10 protein-coding genes are annotated in these 15,153 nt (G+C 63.4%); 8 read left to right on the forward strand and 2 right to left on the reverse strand.

Annotated features, from left to right (window positions below; all coding sequences use genetic code 11):
* Window positions 1-273: 273 nt before the first annotated feature.
* On the forward strand, window positions 274-2,430 hold the full coding sequence (locus tag P9220_RS25365) for a TonB-dependent receptor (protein ID WP_309768605.1): 2,157 nt from the start codon (window positions 274-276) through the stop codon (window positions 2,428-2,430).
* An 81-nt stretch (window positions 2,431-2,511) separates the two neighbouring features.
* Here P9220_RS25365 and P9220_RS25370 read toward each other — a convergent pair whose 3' ends face one another.
* Window positions 2,512-3,132: a LysE/ArgO family amino acid transporter gene (locus tag P9220_RS25370; protein ID WP_309768606.1), complete on the reverse strand. Its 621-nt coding sequence runs from the start codon at window positions 3,130-3,132 to the stop codon at window positions 2,512-2,514.
* A 106-nt stretch (window positions 3,133-3,238) separates the two neighbouring features.
* Between P9220_RS25370 and P9220_RS25375 the strand changes: the two genes are divergently transcribed.
* From P9220_RS25375 to P9220_RS25385, 3 genes are all read left to right on the forward strand, one after another.
* On the forward strand, window positions 3,239-4,129 hold the full coding sequence (locus tag P9220_RS25375) for a LysR family transcriptional regulator ArgP (RefSeq protein ID WP_309768607.1): 891 nt from the start codon (window positions 3,239-3,241) through the stop codon (window positions 4,127-4,129).
* Window positions 4,130-4,296: 167 nt separating this feature from the next.
* Window positions 4,297-5,460: a DUF4382 domain-containing protein gene (locus tag P9220_RS25380; protein WP_404989576.1), complete on the forward strand. Its 1,164-nt coding sequence runs from the start codon at window positions 4,297-4,299 to the stop codon at window positions 5,458-5,460.
* Between the two features lie 56 nt (window positions 5,461-5,516).
* The gene (locus P9220_RS25385; RefSeq protein WP_309768608.1) at window positions 5,517-5,678 is read left to right on the forward strand and encodes a hypothetical protein; all 162 of its coding nucleotides are present in this window, start codon (window positions 5,517-5,519) and stop codon (window positions 5,676-5,678) included.
* 356 nt (window positions 5,679-6,034) lie between these two features.
* Here the strand turns inward: P9220_RS25385 and P9220_RS25390 are convergent, their stop codons facing one another.
* Window positions 6,035-9,541, reverse strand: coding sequence for an indolepyruvate ferredoxin oxidoreductase family protein (locus P9220_RS25390; protein WP_309768609.1), 3,507 nt, complete (start codon window positions 9,539-9,541; stop codon window positions 6,035-6,037).
* Window positions 9,542-9,640: 99 nt separating this feature from the next.
* On the opposite strand from P9220_RS25390, the gene P9220_RS25395 reads away from it, so the two are divergent.
* From P9220_RS25395 to P9220_RS25410, 4 genes are all read left to right on the forward strand, one after another.
* Entirely contained in the window at window positions 9,641-10,546 is a 906-nt protein-coding gene (locus P9220_RS25395; RefSeq protein ID WP_309768610.1) for a LysR family transcriptional regulator, read from the forward strand.
* A 9-nt stretch (window positions 10,547-10,555) separates the two neighbouring features.
* Window positions 10,556-11,449 (forward strand): LysR substrate-binding domain-containing protein, encoded by an 894-nt coding sequence (locus P9220_RS25400; protein ID WP_309768611.1) that lies wholly within the window; start codon window positions 10,556-10,558, stop codon window positions 11,447-11,449.
* Between the two features lie 95 nt (window positions 11,450-11,544).
* Window positions 11,545-13,503 carry an aconitase family protein gene (locus P9220_RS25405; protein ID WP_309768612.1) on the forward strand — a complete coding sequence of 653 codons (1,959 nt, stop codon included), beginning with the start codon at window positions 11,545-11,547 and terminating at the stop codon, window positions 13,501-13,503.
* Window positions 13,504-13,600: 97 nt separating this feature from the next.
* Window positions 13,601-15,043, forward strand: coding sequence for an MFS transporter (locus P9220_RS25410; RefSeq protein ID WP_309768613.1), 1,443 nt, complete (start codon window positions 13,601-13,603; stop codon window positions 15,041-15,043).
* The last annotated feature ends 110 nt before the right edge of the window (window positions 15,044-15,153 follow it).

Here is a 15,153-nt window from a genome sequence, read left to right on the forward strand (position 1 = left end):
CTTTACCGCGTCGAGCATCCGGCCCTTGCGCGAACCCATTCGGCCGTCATCGAACGATTCCTGGCGGTGGACATGACTTCCGGGGCGTGATCGTCAACGTGCGGCACGGCCGCGATGAACACGGCATGTCGGTCGAAGGACCGACATGCCGGTTCGCTCGAGGAACGGATCGGTTCATCGGCCGGATAGTTTACAAACCGATATCACTCCGTCAGAATGCGTCCGTGCAAATGCGAATGGTTCGCATTTCCCAAGACGAGAACGACGAAGAAAATGACCTCAGCAGCGCGCGACGCCGGTGCTCCCGGCGGGTGGACCTTGCGGCCATCGATCCTGGCGGTACTTCTGCTCTTTGCCACCAGTCATTGCGCGCTCGCGCAGCAAACCGGCCCTGCAGCGGCCGATACGACGCTTCCCGCCGTCTCCGTCACCGCCGCGAGCGACAAAGACCAGGGACAGCACCTTCGGAGCGACGTGAGTGCCGGCGCGCTCGGCACTCGCACTCAGCTCGACACGCCCTACTCGACCACGATCGTCACGGGCGAAGAACTCGCGGATCGCCAGGCGAAAAAGCTCGGCGATGTCTTCGCGCAGGACGCGTCGGTATCGGACAACAGCAACCCGTATAACGCATGGGCGAGCTACATCACCGTGCGCGGCTTGCAGCTCGACTGGCAAAACGGCTTTCGCATCGACGGGCAACCGATCAATGCCTACGGCATCACGATGCCTTACGAGCAGCTCGAAAGCGTGCAACTGTTGAAGGGCCTGTCCGGCTTCATGTATGGCTTCGGCGCGCCGGGCGGCGTCGTGAATTACGTGACGAAGAAACCGCCGCTCACCGACCGGCAGATTGCGAGCGTCGACGTGGGCTATGCATCGACCAACATATGGTCGGAGCATATCGACCTCGGGGGACGCGTCGGACCCAACGCCATGTTCGGCTACCGTTTCAACGCGACCCACGAGGAAGGTAAGACCTATAACGACGGAAACGTGCGCCGCGATTCATTCTCGCTGTCCGCCGACGCCCGCCTCACGCGCGATCTGACCGCGACGTTCGGCGCGTTGTATCAGGAGCGGCATGCATCCGGCATCACGACGGCGATATCCACCTCCGGCCTTACGGGCAACGCGCTGCCCGTACCGTTGAGCGGTGGCAGCAGCACGCTCGTGACGCCCGATCAGCACCTGAACACCAATCTGCAGCTCTACACGGCCGGCCTGCGCTACAACCTGAATCAGGACTGGACGATCTCGGCAACCTACGGATTCAGCAAAAGCACGCGCTATCGAAATGAAAGCACGTTCTATCTGACCGACCTCGCGGGCGATTACACCGATACGCGCTTCGAAGGCAATGAAGGACATCAACTGAACGCGTGGCAGATCATGGCGGAAGGACTCGTGAAGACAGGGCCGTTCCAGCATCAACTCGTGTTCGGCGCGTCCTATCAGAAGCAGACGAACGACAATACCGCCAACTCGTTCTATGAGCAGATCGGCGTCGGCAACATCTATCAGCCGAACGTGAACCGCTACAGCGGCGGCGGCTATATCACCTATCGCAATGCGGACATCGTGCAGAAGGCCATTTTCGCAAGCGATACGATCGCGCTGACATCCCGCTGGTCCGTGCTCGGCGGCGTGCGCTTCACGAACTATGAACAGCACGGTTACGCCGTCGACGGCACGACGAGTTCGACGTATTCGAAGAATGGCGTTGCGACGCCTTCCGTCGCATTGATGTACAAGCTCACGCCCGGCACGACGCTCTATGCGAGCTACGTCGAATCGCTCGAAGCGGGCAACGTCGTCGGCACGACTTACGCGAATTCCGGCGCGGTGCTGAATCCGCTTCGCAGCAAGCAATACGAAGTCGGCGTCAAGACACAGAACGAACGCTGGAGCGCGACGGCTGCGCTGTTTCGCATCGAGCGCGGCGCGCAGTATGCGAACAGCGACAACGTCTTCGTGGAAGACGGCGAGTCCGTGTTTCAGGGCGTGGAGGCAGGCGCGGACGTGCGGCTCGGCCGCGATTGGACCATTGGCGGCGATCTCATGTGGATCGCCACGAAGTACAAGAAAGGTTCGGACTACGACGGTAATCGCGTCGCCGGCGCACCGGGGTTCATCGCAGCCGCGCACGCGGCGTATGCCGTGCCCGTGGTGCCGGGCCTGACGCTCGGCGCGTCGGCCAAGTTCACGGGCAACACGAGCCTGCGTCCTGCAGGCGACATCAAGGTGCCGGGCTACATGATCTACAGCCTCGGCGCGACTTATGCGACGAAGATTGCAGGACATAACGTCGGCGTTCGTGCGGCCATCGATAATCTGACGAATCATCGCTACTGGGAATTCCAGTACGCGAACTATATTCAGCCGGGCGAGCCACGCACTGTCGCGATCAACGCACGCGTGGAGTTCTGATTCAACGACGCGCAGGAGGGGCGGGCGTCGGAGGGTTGACCGCATGACAACGCGTTCAACCCGTCATCCTCGCAACGCGAATCAACGCACCTGAGTGAAGGCGATGGCGAGCACCATCGCGCCGATCGCGCCATCGAAGACACGCCACGCGCCCGCACGACGGAACAGCGGAGCCAGCACTCGTGCGCCATAGCCGAGCGCGATGAACCAGACAAGGCTCGCAGCCATCGCCCCGATGGCGAACGTCAGTCGCCCTTCGGCGGGCTCGCGAGCGCCTGCCGTGCCGATCAGCAGAAACGTGTCGAGATAGACGTGCGGATTGAGCCACGTCAACCCAAGCGTGGTCAGGATCGCCGCGCCCGCGCCGACTGTCGACGTGGCCTTGGCGCCGGCTGCGGCATCGATCGTCGCATGGGACGGCTTCCATGCGCGCCACAGCGCGTTCAGGCCGAACCAGAGCAAGTAGGCGAGACCCACATAGAGCAGCGCGTGGACCACGCGCGGATAGCTTTCGACCAGTGCCGATGCGCCGCCCACGCCCGCTGCGATCAGCGCGAAGTCGGACAGCGTGCACAACACGACGATCTTGCCGACGTGAGAGCGCAGGATGCCCTGCCGGAGCACGTAGGCGTTCTGCGCGCCGATGGTCACGATAAGCGATGCGCACAGCGCCGCGCCGTGCCAGAAGGAAAGCGAGTTCATGGATGCAATCGGAAGAGAGTTGGACAGGATCGACGACTTCCGGTAGATTGCCCGACAGCTTCGACGAAGCAAAGCTAACTTTCCTAACGCCGATTAAGCATCGCTAATGCTCGACTACGCTCTCTTCGATGCACTATGCGCCGTCGTTCGCCACGGCTCCTTCGAGCGGGCGGCGCGTGCACTGAACGTCACGCCTTCCGCAGTCTCGCAGCGCGTAAAACTGCTGGAGGAACGCGTCGGCACGGTGCTGGTCAGGCGCGGTACGCCTTGCGTCGCGACGCCGTCCGGCGCGCTGCTGTGCCGACATACCGAGCGCGTGCAGATTCTGGAAGCCCAGCTTGCGGGCACGCTGCCCGATCTGCCGGGTTTGGCCAAAGGGCGGCCCACGTTGCGCGTGGCCGTCAATGACGACAGTGTCGGCACCTGGTTCGTCGATGCGGTCGCGCCTTTCTGCGTCGAGCGACAGATTCTGCTCGATCTCGTCATTGACGATCAGGATCACACGGCGCAACTCATTCGCGAAGGCGCCGTGCAGGCCGCCGTCACCACGCAGGCCGAGCCGGTGCAGGGCTGCCGTTCGACGCATCTCGGCCGCATGCGCTATTTCGCGGTGTGTTCGCCCGGCTTCTTTCAGGCGCACTTCGCCAAGGGCGTGACGCGCGAAACGTTGCGGGCCGCGCCATGCGTTTCGTTCAATGCGAAGGACGAGTTGCAGAAGCGCTTCATTCGCCGCATGACACGCGCGGAAGTGAATCCGCCGCTGCACTGGATTCCGCACGTCGCGGGTTTTCTTCGGGCTTGCGTAGCCGGACTCGGCTGGGGCATGTGTCCCGAACGCATGATCGGCGAGCAATTGCAGCGTGGCGAACTGGTGCAGATGGCGCCCGGCCGGCACCTCGACGTTGCCTTGTACTGGCAGAGCTGGCGGCTATCCATCGGCTGGCTGGACGAGTTCGGCGGGATGCTGCGCACACGCGCCGGCGAATGGCTTGGATGATGACGACATTTCGGCCACGTGCTGCGCTGTTGTTCGCCGCAATCACGGTGTCTGTTTCGCCCTTACGTATCGATGTAAAAGTTACAGTTCGGCCGTTCCTCGTTACACTCCTCCGATCAATTGCGGTATAAGCTGCCGTCACTTCAAACAAAAACAAAGGTGACGAAATGAATCGAGGATATTGGCGAAGACTCGGCCTGACCGCAGCAATGTCGACACTGCTCGCTGCCTGCGGAGGCGGTGGCAATGACGGATCAAACGCCCCGACGGGTACGCTCCACATGGCCATGACCGATGCACCCGCGTGCGGCTTCGATCACGTCTATGTCACCGTTTCGCAGGTGCGAGTCAACGCGAACGCCCAGGCCACGGACAGTGACGCAGGGTGGACCGCCATCGTTCCGTCCACGCCGCAAAGAATCGATCTGCTCTCCCTGACGAATGGCGTGCTCGCCGATCTCGGTCCAGTCGCGCTGCCGGCTGGTCAATATCAGCAGGTGCGCCTCGTCCTGGCTCAGAATACCGGCAACACGCTCGCCAACTCGGTCGTGCCCACGGGCGGCGCCGAACAGCCGCTCGCGACGCCCAGCGCGACGCAAAGCGGTTACAAGATCATCCAGCCCTTCACGGTGCAGCCGAACACGCTCGCCGACCTGGTGCTGGACTTCAACGCCTGCAAGTCGGTTGTCGCGCGCGGCAACGGGTCGTATGCATTGAAGCCGGTCGTGACCGCAACCCCGGCCACGGTGAGCGGGCAAATCTCCGGCTATGTCGCGGCTGCCGAAGCGGGCGCCACGGTATATGCCGAGCAGGGCGGGAAGGTCGTCCGGGGAACCATCGCCGATACCACCGGCAAGTTCGTCCTTTCGCCGCTCATTCAAAGTTCGACGCAAGGCACCTACGATGTCGTCATCGTTCAGAACAACGTCGCCTCGGGCATCGTGCGCTCGGTGCCGGTCGTCGTGAATGCGAACACGGCAATTTCGACGCCCGCCGCGCCTATTGCCCTGCCCCCTTCGCCGATGAGCATCGTGAGCGGGACGGCGACGCCGACCGCGAACGCGCTCGTACGTGCATTACAGACGCTCGATGCGAACCGCTACGAAATCGCGTCTGGCAACGCGAATCTGGATAGCGGCGCATACCGGTTGTCGTTGCCCGCAGCGGCGCCGCTGATCAGTACGTATTCGTCATCGCTGCCGCTCAGCTTCGCTGCAGTGCCCGCCGCAGCCGGTCAATACACGCTGGAGGCGGATGCTGCTTCGGGCGCAACGCAGTCCGCGCCGGTCGACGCCACGATGAGCCAGACCAGCGTCGACTTTACTTTCTGACAAACCACGATGGGGCGGCCGGCTTTGCGGCGCCCCTTCCCTAATGGAGCTGCTTAATGAAGAAATCCGTCGTTCTCGTTTCATTGCTGGTTGCCGCCGGCATGTTCAGCGGATGCGCCGTTTATGTCCCCGATGCGCCGTATGTCACGGTCAAACCGCAAGGCGGTCCGGGCAACGGATTCTGCCCGCCGGGGCAAGGAAAGAAAGGCAACTGCTGAGTGAGCCGGCTAGGCACGAAATGGGAGCGTCGCGAGTGCGGTCAACGAACGAGTGCAGCAGCCGTCGACGTGTCCGCTCTCGCGTTGCCGAGCCTGGTGTCGAGTGGCGCACCGCACGGTGCTTCGATAAGACTTCCATCAGTGGCCCGGTGTTGACACGCGGCCCAACTGCGTGCCGTGCGGCTCGATAGCGTGTGTTGCGTATTGCAATCGGAACGACGCGTTGCCGAAGCGCCGACGAAGTGAAGTCCGCTGCACTCACGCCGCTTGGCCGGAGACGATCGCCGTACGTTCGCGCAACCTGCCGTCCGCCACTGCGAGGCGGGCGGCGTCGAATGCGCCACCGATGATCCGATTCACGCCGCCGCTTTCGTCGCCGGATGACCCCGCTCGTACTGCCCGCGCAAGGCGGCACGCTTCGCTTCGGCGATGCCGGCATTACGCTCCTTCACATGGCCGTAGCCCCGAACGCTCTGCGGTAACCTGGCAAGCTCGATTGCCGTGTCGAGCCGTTGCGCATCGAGCGATCCGACCACCTCGCGCATCGATGCCTCGTATTCTTCTATCGCCTTGCGTTCGCGCCGGCGCTCCGCCGTATATCCGAACGGATCGAACACGGACCCTCGCAGCACCTTCGCTCGCGCGAGCACCCTGAAGACGGACAGCATCCAGCTTCCGAACTCCTGCTTGACCAGTCGCCCCTGCTTGTCCTTCTTCGCGAGCAACGGTGGCGCAAGATGGAATCGAAGACGGAAATCGCCTTCGAACAGCGTGGCTGCGCGCCGGGCGAAATCCGTGTCCGCATGGAGACGCGCGACTTCGTATTCGTCCTTGTACGCCATCAGCTTGTACAAGCTCACGGCGATCTCGCGGCTGACCTTCTCACCGCCCACGCGTTGCTGCTCTTTTTCGGCGGCCTCTCTGACGTAACGTTCATAGCGATGTGCGTAAGCGGCATTCTGATAGGCCGTCAGCCGCTGCACGCGATCCGCGATGATCTGCGCGAGCGTTTGTCTCCTGGGCGGCATCGCGATGACGCTCACCGGCTCGCCGATACCCGCTGCCGCCTTGACCGTGTTCACATCGAGCGCGGCGTGCCGGCCCCACGCGAATGCCGCCTTGTTCATCTCGATGGCCGCGCCGTTCAGTTCGATGGCGCGCATCAGCGATCGCTCTTCGAGCGGAACGAACCCGCGTTGCCATGCGAAGCCGAGCAGGAACATGTTGGTCGCCACGGCGTCGCCCATGAGCGCAGTTGCGATGCGAGTCGCTTCGAGCGAGTGCGTGACCAGCGAATGTTCCTGCACCTGCGCAATCAGGGCTTGCGGCGACGCGGACCAGTCGGGATCGCGGGCGAAGCTGCCGGTAGGCGCGACATCGGTGTTCACGACGGAGACCGTGCGAGCCGGATCGCACAGGCCGATCGCATCCTTGCCTGCCGCCACCATCATGTCGCAGCCTAGTATCAGGTGCGCTTTCCCCGCTGCGACCCGTGCGGCGTGGAGCGCCTCGGGCGCGCGCGCGATCCGGATGTGCGACATCACCGCGCCGCCCTTCTGCGCCATGCCGGCCATGTCGAGGACGAGCACGCCTTTGCCTTCGATATGCGCCGCCATGCCCATCAACGCGCCGATCGTCACCACGCCCGTTCCGCCGACACCGGTCACGACCACGTTGTACGGCTCGCTCAAGCCGGGCAACTTCACCGCCGGCAGATTGGACGGAACGGCGACTTCCGCCTTGCGCGGCTTGCGCAACGTGCCGCCTTCCACCGTGACGAAGCTCGGACAGAATCCCTTCACGCACGAGAAGTCCTTGTTGCACGAGCTCTGGTCGATGGTCCGCTTGCGGCCGAGCGGCGTTTCGAGCGGCAGAACCGACACGCAATTCGACTGCGTGCCGCAATCGCCGCACCCTTCGCAGACTTCCTCGTTGATCAACACGCGACGCGCGGGATCGGCGAGTTTCTTTTGCTTGCGGCGTCTGCGCTTTTCGGCGGCACAGGTCTGCGCATAGACGATGACCGTCACCCCGGCGACCTCGCGCAGCTCGCGTTGCAGTTCCTCCATCCTGTCGCGATGCAGAAGCCGCGTGCCCGCGGGCAACGAAGCCGCATCGAACTGCGCGGGTTCGTCCGTCACCAGATGCACCTGCTTCACGCCCTCCGCCGCGACCTGATTCACGATCTGGAGGACGCTCGGCCCGCCCTCCACGGGTTGCCCGCCGGTCATGGCGACGGCGTCGTTATAGAGAATCTTGTAGGTGATGTCGATGCCCGCCGCGACCGCCGCACGGATCGCCAGCGATCCCGAGTGCATGTAAGTGCCGTCGCCCAGATTGGCGAAGATATGGCGCGTCGCGGTGAACGGCGCCTGGCCGATCCACGAAACGCCTTCGCCGCCCATCTGCGTGAACGTCTCGGTGCTGCGGTCCATCCACATCGACATGAAATGGCAGCCGATGCCCGCGACCGCCCGGCTTCCGTCGGGCACCCTGGTGGACGTGTTATGAGGGCATCCCGAGCAGAAGTACGGCACGCGTTGCGGCAGCTTCGTGTTCAGCGCGGGACGCGCTTCGTTGCCGGCAAGCGTTTCGAGGAAAGCGTGAACGCCCGATGGCAAGCCATCTTCGCCGAAGACACGCGCCAGCCGCGCCGCGATGGTTGCCGCGATGGTCGAAGCATTGAGTTCGCCGTTCGGCGACAGAAGAATGCCGTCCTTGGGAACTTGCACCCATTCGCCGGCTTCGGCGTACTTGCCGACCACGCGCGGTCTCGACGACACCGGCTCGTTGTACAACTGCTCCTTGATCTGATACTCGATGATCTGACGCTTCTCTTCGACGACGAGTATCTCCGACAGCCCGTCCGCGAACGCCCTGACGCCTTGCGGCTCGAGCGGCCAGGAGACGCCGATCTTCAGCACGCGAACGCCGAGCGCGCGTGCAGCTTCCTCATCGAGCCCGAGCAGCGCGAGCGCTTCACGGGTGTCGAGATAGCTCTTGCCGGTGGTCACGATGCCGAAGCGGGCCTGCGGCGCGTCCCAGACTTGCCGATTGAGCCGGTTCAACCGCACGTATTCGAGCAGCGCGTAGAGCCGTTCGCGTTGCAGCCGGTTCTCCTGTTCCAGCGGCGCGTCGGGCCAGCGCAGCGAAAAGCCATCGGGCGGAACGGGATAGCTATCGGGAATCCGGATCTCGACCGATGCCGGATCGACCTCGAACGACGATGATGTTTCGATGGTGTCCGTAATCGTCTTGAAGCCGACCCAGCATCCCGAATAGCGCGACATCGCCCAGCCGTGAAGGCCGAACTCGACGAATTCCCGGACGCCGGACGGATTCATCACCGGCATCATCGCGGCGATGAACGCGTGTTCGCTCTGATGCGGCAGGCTCGACGACTTGCAACTGTGATCGTCGCCCGCGACGACAAGCACGCCGCCGTGCTTCGATGTGCCCGCGATATTGCCGTGCTTGAACACGTCGCCGGTGCGGTCGACGCCCGGCCCTTTGCCGTACCACATCGCGAATACGCCGTCGACCGTCGCGTTCGGGTCGAGGTTGACCATCTGCGTGCCCCACACGGCGGTGGCCGCCAGTTCTTCGTTGAGGCCCGGCGTGAACTTGATGTTGCTGCCCTCCAGATGCTTCCTGGCTTTCCATAGCTCCTGGTCGACCGCGCCTAGCGGTGAACCGCGATAGCCCGATACGAAACCGCCCGTCTTCAGGCCCCGGGACTCGTCGCGCGCTTTCTGCGCGAGGAGCATCCGCACGAGCGCCTGAGTGCCGGTCATATAGACGCGTCCTTGCGGCTTCAGATACTTGTCTTCCAGCGAAACGGAACTGGAAAGTTCGGCTGTCATCGTCGAGTCTCCGGGCATGTCATTGGTTTCCACGGAGTTTAGGAACCGCCCCGCCTATCGTAAAATCATAAATTCGAAAACCCGCTATGACTTTTTCGAATGCCGAGCGACATCACGATCCGTCAACTGCGGTACTTCGTCGCCGCCGCGCAAAGCGGTCAGATTTCGATGGCTGCCGCAAACGAGCATGTGTCGCAGTCCGCGGTGACGAACGCGGTGTCGTCGCTCGAAGGCGCGCTCGGGACGAAGCTCTTCGAACGCCTGCCTCATGGCGTCGCGCTGACGCTGGACGGCCACGACTTCTACAACCACGCGCGGCACGTGCTCGACTCGCTCAGCGACGCGCTCCACAAGTCCCGCTCCCGTTCGAAGGAAGCTCAGGGCACGGTGCGGATCGGGGCTTCGTACACGGTGCTCGGCTACTTCCTTCCCGAAGTGCTCGCGCGATTCGCCGCGAGCTATCCCCAGGTTCACTTCGAGTTGCACGATCTCGACCGGCCGACGCTGGAAGCGTCCGTGGCGTCGGGCGACATCGACGTGGGCGTGGCCATCCTGTCCAATCTCGAGTCGATCGGCCGGTTCGAGCATCGCAGCCTCGTCAGCTCGCCGCGAAAACTGTGGGTCGCCCCTTCGCATCCGCTCGCCAGGATTCAGCGCCCGACGCTTCGGGATATCGCGGCGCATCGGTACATCATGCTGACCGTCGACGAGGGCGAGGAATCCGCGCTGCGCTACTGGAAGAAGGTGACGCCCCGGCCCGACATCTTTTTTCGCACGGGATCGATGGAAGCGTTGCGCGGACTCGTGTCGCACGGATTCGGCGTGACCATCCTCTCGGAGATGGTGTTCCGCCCGTGGTCGCTCGAAGGCAAGCGCATCGAGGCGCGCGAGATCGCCGACGCCGTCCCGCAGATGGACGTCGGCATGTTGTGGAAGAAGGGCTCGCCGTTATCTCCTGCAGCGAACGCCTTCGCCGATTTTCTCGGCTACGGGCGCGGAGGCTGAGAAGACGCCATGCGAATCGATCATTACAGCCTCGAACTCTTCATCTCTGTTGCGCAGACCGGTTCGATCGCGCGTGCCGCGAGCCTGAACCATATCGCCGCGTCCGCGCTGAGCCGGCGGTTGACCGATCTCGAAGCGGTGATCGGCCTGCCGCTCTTCATCCGGTCGGCGGCCGGCGTCGAGCTGACGGAAGCGGGACGTCATGCGCTTTCGTGCGCGAAGTCCGTCGACGGGCAGCTCAGGCAGATGGCGCGCGAGATTCAGTCGCTCGGCGGTCAGGTGGCCGGGACGGTGCGGCTATTCGCGAACGCTTCCGCGATCGTCGGCTTTCTGCCGGAGCTTCTCAAGGGCTTTCAGGCGGCGTATCCGCTCGTGGAAATCGCTCTCACGGAGCAGATCAGCGACGAAGTGATTCGCGCATGCCTCGACGGTCGCGCGGACGTCGGGATATCGGCGAATCGCGAGGCGCCGTCGCAACTGCAGACGTGGCGCTTCGCCCATGATCCGCTGATGGTGGTGCTGCCGCCCGGCCACGAACTCGAGCAGCACGACACCCTTGCTTTCGACGATGTGATTCGCTATCCGGTCGTGGCATTGCAGGCCGGCGGCTCATTGGATCAGGTCCTCAAGGAACGGGCGGAAGCGGCGAGAACGCCCTTGCACCTCGTCGTCACCGTCAACAGCTTCGACGCTCAGTGCAGGATGGTCGAAGCGGGTCTCGGCATCGGCGTCGTGCCGACGAGCGCCGCTTCTGCGTTCGCGGGATCGCGCAATTTCGTCCGCAAGCCGCTCGATGAAGAATGGGCGCGGAACCGCTCGTTGCAGGTCCATGCCTATCGCAAGACGCCGGCGCTGCGCGCGGTTCAGGCGCTGATCGATTTCCTCACGCAGCATAAGGGTTAGTTCCGATCTCGCAATCTGCGAGATGGTCCCTGCTTAATCAGCACTTCCACCGTGGCGCGCTTGCCGTCTACAGTCTCCTCCCAAGGAGATGTTCGATGGCAAGCCTAACCCTCACGGGCCGGATTCTGTTTCTGAGCACCGACCCGGACCTCGTTCAGCAGCAATTCGAAGGCCGCGACCTGACGCTCGCCACGGCGGGCGCGTTGAGAGACGACATCTCGACCGACGAGATCACGCCGATGAGCGTCCTCACGCGCTTCGACGAGCGGCTCGGCGCGGTGCCTTACGTCGGGTTCCATGCTGGCGATCGCAATCCCATCGGCCACCACGCGGTCCGGGACGGCGGGTTCTGCGTGACGGTCGGCGGCAATCGCTACGGCAAGGGTTCATCACGCGAGCATAGCCCGCTGGCCGAGTACAGCGCGGGCATTCGTCTCGTCATCGCCCGCAGCTTCGAACGAATCTATCGGCAGAACGCGGACAACCTCGGACTCTTCACGTCGACGGACTTCGGTTTGATCGACCGCATCCAGCGGGGCGAGGCCGTCGATATCGAAGAGCTCGTCGGCTCCCGCGACGCTCTTGCGGCCGCGATTCTCAGGAACGGCGGACTCCTGCGATACGGCGCGGCGCACATGAAGCAGATCGTTCCCGCATCGGCGCAACCGGATGCGGGGCCGCGAACGCTTACCCAGAAGATTCTCGAGCGTCATGCGCTGAAAACCGAAGGGACGGACGCGACGCTCGCGCCCGGCTCGGGGACGTTCATGCGCGCCGACTGGCGCTTCATCCACGAGTACTACACGGGGATGGCCGCGCACATGCTTCACAAGACCTTCGGCCGCCCGCTGACCTTGCATCAACCCGAAACGATCCTCGCGTTCGAAGATCATCTCTCGTATTCGCACAAGAGCGAGCTGCATATCAGGAACGGCCTGCTTCCTAACGTGCGGGAACTGTCGAGCGCGCATCGCGCGTTCGCGAAGGACTATGGACTCGTCGATCACGGCTATCTGAACGAACTGGATGGCGGTTTCGACGAAGGGTCCGAAGGCATCTCGCACGCGATGATGGCCGAGCAGTACGCGCTTCCGGGCCAGGTCGTCGTCGGAACCGACTCGCATACGCCGCACAGCGGCGCGCTCGGTTGCGTCGCTTTCGGCGTTGGCACGACCGACATGTCGAATGCGTTCGTCACGGGCGCCGTTCGCCTGACCGTGCCGCAGTCGCTGCGCATCAATCTCGACGGCCATGTTCCCGCAGGCGTCACGGCGAAAGACATCGTCCTGCATCTTCTCGCCGATCCCGCCATTCGAAAGGGCTCCGGCGTAGGCAAGGTCTTCGAGTTCGCCGGCTCCGCAATCGCCGGTCTGAGCACGGACGAACGCACCACGCTCACGAACATGACCGCCGAACTGGGCGGCTTCACCGGCATCGTCGCGCCGGACCGCGAGACGGTCCGCTTTCTCAAGGAGCGACGCGGCATCGATTTCGCGCTCGAAGCCTGGATGTGCAGCGATGAAGGCGCAGCGTACGTGGCCGTGATCGATATCGACTGCGCCGCGATCACGCCGATGCTCGCCGCGCCGGGCGATCCCGGTAACGGCGTGCCCTTGTCCGCGCTGAGCGAACGGCCGGCGGTGGACATCGCCTACGGCGGATCGTGCACGGCGGGCAAGCGCGAGGACTTCGATCACTATCACGAAGTCTTGTCATGGGCTGCGGCTCACGGGCTGACGGTTCCATCGAACGTTCAGCTTTTCCTGCAGTTCGGCACGTCCGACGTGCGCGACTATTGCGTCGAGCGTGGCTACCTGAAGGCATTCGAGCAGGTCGGCGCGACCCTCCTGCAACCCTCTTGCGGCGCGTGTGCGAACTGCGGCCCCGGGTCATCGACGCAGTCGTCGCAGGTCACGATCAGCGCGATCAATCGCAACTTCAACGGCCGCTCGGGGCCGGGCAAGGTATGGCTCGCAAGCCCGCCTACCGTCGCGGCGAGCGCGATCGCAGGCAAGGTGATGTCGTTCGACGAGTTGCAGCGGCTCTGCGCGTGACGCGTCCGTGCGCTCTCCGATGCGGCAACAACGCGGGCAATCGCCCGGCGTGCTTTCAGTTTCAGTGAACGATCACATCATTATTCAGGAGACACCCATGGCCATCGCGGACAGTAGCTCGGGCTTTCGAGCGCCAGCCCAGGGCGCGTCGGAAGCGGCAAATACCGGCGGCGAAGTCGGTGAAATCTCCGCCCGGCTCGATCGGCTGCCCGCGACGAAAGCGGTATGGAAACTGATCCTGCTGCTGAGCCTCGGCTTCTTCTTCGAGCTGTACGATCTGCTCTTCACCGGCTATATCGCGCCGGGGCTGGTCAAGAGCGGCATTCTTTCATCGACGACGCACGGGCTGTTCGGCACATCCGGCGTGGCAAGCTTCATCGCAGCGCTGTTCTCGGGACTCTTCATCGGCACCGCTGCATGCGGCTTTCTCGCCGATAAATTCGGCCGCCGCGCCATCTTCACTTACTCGCTTCTCTGGTACGTCGCGGCCAACACCGTCATGGCGTTCCAGGACACTGCATTCGGGCTGAACCTGTGGCGGTTCATCTCGGGACTCGGCATCGGCGTGGAACTGATCACCATCGGCACGTATATGTCGGAACTCGCGCCGAAGCATTTGCGAGGCAGAGCGTTCGCGGTTTGTCAGGCCATCGGCTTCTCGGCTGTGCCAGTCGTCGCCTACCTGTCCTACCTGCTCGTGCCGATCGCGCCGTTCGGGTTCGACGGCTGGCGCTGGGTCGTCCTGATCGGCGGCGTGAGCGCCCTGTTCGTGTGGTACTTCCGCCGCAATCTTCCCGAGAGCCCGCGATGGCTCGCGAGCAAAGGCCGTATCGACGAAGCGGATGCGGCGCTGGCGCAACTCGAGAGACAGGTCGAAAGCCAGTCCGGTCAGCCGCTGCCGCCGCCCGGTCCGTCCGAACCTGTTCCGCGACGCGCCGGTTTCGCCGATATGTGGAAGCCGCCCTATCGTCGCCGGACGGTGATGCTCATCATCTTTCACATCTGCCAGACGGTCGGCTTCTACGGCTTCGCGAACTGGGTGCCGACCTTGCTGGTGAAGCAAGGCATCACGGTCACATCCAGCTTGCTGTACACCACTGTCATCGGGCTCGCGGCGCCAATCGGTCCCTTGCTCGGATACTGGATCGCAGACCGCTTCGAGCGCAAGCATGTGATCGTCGCGATGGCGTCGGTCAATATCGCCGCCGGTCTTCTCTTCAGCCAGGCGGGTTCACCGGCCACGATCGTCGTGTTGGGCGTGCTCCTGACGCTGGCCGGCAATATCATTTCATTCACGTACCACACCTATCAGCAAGAGCTTTATCCGACGACGATTCGCGCGCGCGCCGTGGGCTTCGTGTACTCCTGGAGCCGACTGTCCGCCGTATTCAGTTCGTTCGTGATTGCGTTCGTCCTCAGAGATTTCGGCGTGCACGGCGTCTTCGTCTTCATTGCAAGCGCGATGTTCCTCGTGATTCTCGCAATCGGCCTGATGGGTCCGCGAACGCTGGGCAAGTCTTTGGAAAGCATTTCGCACTAGCCGCGCAATTGCCCTGATTGCTTCTCGATCGTCCTTGTGAGCGGCGATCGAAGATCGCCCGTGTGCCTCGTCCGCACCGGGCGAGCGTGCGCTTCGTGCGCGAGTCGATA

Source organism: Caballeronia sp. LZ016 (genome assembly GCF_031450805.1).
In the GTDB taxonomy this organism is placed as follows: Bacteria; Pseudomonadota; Gammaproteobacteria; order Burkholderiales; family Burkholderiaceae; genus Caballeronia.

What these genes read in the sequence shown, in the direction of transcription:
- P9220_RS25365 (WP_309768605.1), top strand. Translation starts at nt 274, where the DNA reads ATGACCTCAGCAGCGCGCGACGCCGGTGCTCCCGGCGGGTGGACCTTG.
- P9220_RS25370 (WP_309768606.1), bottom strand. Translation starts at nt 3,132, where the DNA reads ATGAACTCGCTTTCCTTCTGGCACGGCGCGGCGCTGTGCGCATCGCTT.
- P9220_RS25375 (WP_309768607.1), top strand. Translation starts at nt 3,239, where the DNA reads ATGCTCGACTACGCTCTCTTCGATGCACTATGCGCCGTCGTTCGCCAC.
- P9220_RS25380 (WP_404989576.1), top strand. Translation starts at nt 4,297, where the DNA reads ATGAATCGAGGATATTGGCGAAGACTCGGCCTGACCGCAGCAATGTCG.
- P9220_RS25385 (WP_309768608.1), top strand. Translation starts at nt 5,517, where the DNA reads ATGAAGAAATCCGTCGTTCTCGTTTCATTGCTGGTTGCCGCCGGCATG.
- P9220_RS25390 (WP_309768609.1), bottom strand. Translation starts at nt 9,541, where the DNA reads ATGACAGCCGAACTTTCCAGTTCCGTTTCGCTGGAAGACAAGTATCTG.
- P9220_RS25395 (WP_309768610.1), top strand. Translation starts at nt 9,641, where the DNA reads ATGCCGAGCGACATCACGATCCGTCAACTGCGGTACTTCGTCGCCGCC.
- P9220_RS25400 (WP_309768611.1), top strand. Translation starts at nt 10,556, where the DNA reads ATGCGAATCGATCATTACAGCCTCGAACTCTTCATCTCTGTTGCGCAG.
- P9220_RS25405 (WP_309768612.1), top strand. Translation starts at nt 11,545, where the DNA reads ATGGCAAGCCTAACCCTCACGGGCCGGATTCTGTTTCTGAGCACCGAC.
- P9220_RS25410 (WP_309768613.1), top strand. Translation starts at nt 13,601, where the DNA reads ATGGCCATCGCGGACAGTAGCTCGGGCTTTCGAGCGCCAGCCCAGGGC.